The 1,981-nt window shown below is 55.7% G+C and carries 3 protein-coding genes; all 3 read left to right on the top strand.

Translation table 11 applies throughout. The annotated features are described in order from the left end of the window. Positions 1–472 (top strand): hypothetical protein (locus ACFXKA_RS42610; protein ID WP_379431848.1); only part of this gene is annotated, 472 nt, incomplete at its 5' end. A 70-nt stretch (positions 473–542) separates the two neighbouring features. After that, positions 543–1,034 (top strand): very short patch repair endonuclease, encoded by a 492-nt coding sequence (locus tag ACFXKA_RS42605; RefSeq protein WP_379431847.1) that lies wholly within the window; start codon positions 543–545, stop codon positions 1,032–1,034. Further along, positions 1,019–1,981, top strand: a 963-nt coding sequence (locus ACFXKA_RS42600) for a DNA cytosine methyltransferase (protein ID WP_379431846.1), incomplete at its 3' end; no start/stop codon positions are given. The genes ACFXKA_RS42605 and ACFXKA_RS42600, both read left to right, overlap by 16 nt.

The raw sequence follows: 1,981 nt of genomic DNA, 5'->3' as shown, positions 1-1,981 counted from the left end.
GTACAACCTGTGGTTGGACGACGATCAGGTTGGCGTCGTCCTTACACGCTTCATGCCGCGTGAGCGCACTCGCATGTGGCTGAAGGATGTGCCAATGAAGCACTACAACCGAGCCCGCAGTGGCATTGGACCGTACGCCGGCTTGGTACGGACTCCCTTGCCTAGCGCTAGGCAGATTGCAGCTCAAGCCCTCGGCAAGGAAGCGGTAGTAATCGACGGCTCGGTGCGAGAAAAGCCCAACCAGTGCCGAGTTCTCATCGGACCCTCGGAGCTTCTTATGTTCTGGGACAAGGTAAGGAACCTCCAGAACCTTGTGTGGGCAGGCTTGAACACTGTAGTAGACGAGCGATCTTCACCCATTTTAGTGGTAACTCTTTTCCAGGGCGATAAATTGTCGGACAGCGAAAAAAGGAGGCATCAGAAAATCTGTCACCGCGCCGGCCTTGAAGTACGCCACATCAGCGTCCGGTGAGACGTTCAGCAGCATAGGGAAAAGCCACCTACGCAAGAGTGCTATGACATAGTCGATCGGCAGTAGAGGTATGCGGGATCCAGAAGTTACCAGTCGAATCATGTCTGCAGTAGGCAATCGAGACACTTCCCCCGAAATCGCGCTGCGGAGCGCGCTCTGGAAGGAAGGTCTCCGCTTTCGGGTCAAGTCCAAACTGTTTGGGAAGCCCGATATTGATTTCCCCGGACCGAGAGTAGCAGTGTTCGTCGACGGTGATTTCTGGCACGGTAACGCATGGCGTATTCGAGGAATGGCATCTTTTGATGCCCAGATCGAACACATAAATAATGGAGAACGCTGGAAAGCGAAGATTTGCAGAAACATGGAGCGCGATCGCGCCGTCAATACTAGGCTTTCTGGTGATGGGTGGCGCGTTTATCGCGTATTTGAATCACGTCTCAAAAAGGACCTCGTCGGCGTGACCGGTGAGATCTCGGATCTAGTCAGATCTAGGCGTAAAGACAGAACAGCACGAATCGACGACAGCGGTCGCCCTAAGGAGAATCCATGCCAAGGTCGGTAGAGCTCTTCGCCGGCGGAGGCGGCATGGCGCTCGGAATGCTCAAGGCGGGATTCGAGCATGAGCAGCTCGTCGAGAGAGATCCGCGCGCCTGCTCTATCTTGCGCCAAAACGCTGCCAGTGCGCCTACTCTCTGGAGCGAGGAGAGTATCCGAGAGATGGATGTGGTGCATTGGCTCAAGGATGCACGGAACGCCGGTCTTGAGGATATAGACCTGATTGCTGGCGGCCCTCCGTGTCAGCCTTTCTCTATAAGTGGAGCTCACGCGGGCGAGAACGACGACCGCAACATGTTCCCTGCTGCAGTCGAGACCGTTAGAGTCCTGCGCCCCAAGTGCTTCGTCTTCGAGAATGTACCTGGGTTGCTTAGGCCATCTTTCGAGCCATATTACCAGTACGTAATAGATCAGCTGACCAAGCCATCGGTCCGTCCTCGCAAAGGCGACGAAGACTGGTCTCAGCATCAGACCAGAATCAAGAAGACTAAGCGCCCTAGCCTCAGCTACCGTGTACATCGGCAGGTAATCGAGGCCGCAGATATCGGTGTGCCTCAAACGCGCAAGCGTGTGTTCTTGATCGGCACTCGTGCAGATATCTCGTCAGCCGACCATTGGGTCGATGTTTCGATGACCCACAGTAAAGACACTCTGCTGCGAGACCAGTGGGTTACTGGAACCTACTGGGAGACTCGGAATCTCTCAAGACCTCCAATGCCCGAGTACGTCAAGGCTCGCGTAGAGCTGCTGCGCCGCGAGGACGCATTATTCGAGACTTCTTTACCGTGGCGGACTACACGAGATGCCTTGGTGGGGTTGCCCGAGCCTCAAGACGCGACGGATGCAACCGGGTTTCTGAATCACAAGGGAATTCCGGGTGCGCGGACTTACACTCGCCACCAAGGAGGGTGGATTGATTGGCCGGCGAAAACCCTGAAGGCTGGAGTGCACGGG

The sequence above is a fragment of the Nocardia sp. NPDC059228 genome, from assembly GCF_042754245.1.
Lineage (GTDB): Bacteria > Actinomycetota > Actinomycetes > Mycobacteriales > Mycobacteriaceae > Nocardia.
This window is presented reverse-complemented; position numbering and strand designations above follow the sequence as displayed.

Excerpts from the sequence above, each read along its gene's own strand:
- ACFXKA_RS42605 (WP_379431847.1), top strand. The coding sequence starts at position 543 with ATGCGGGATCCAGAAGTTACCAGTCGAATCATGTCTGCAGTAGGCAAT.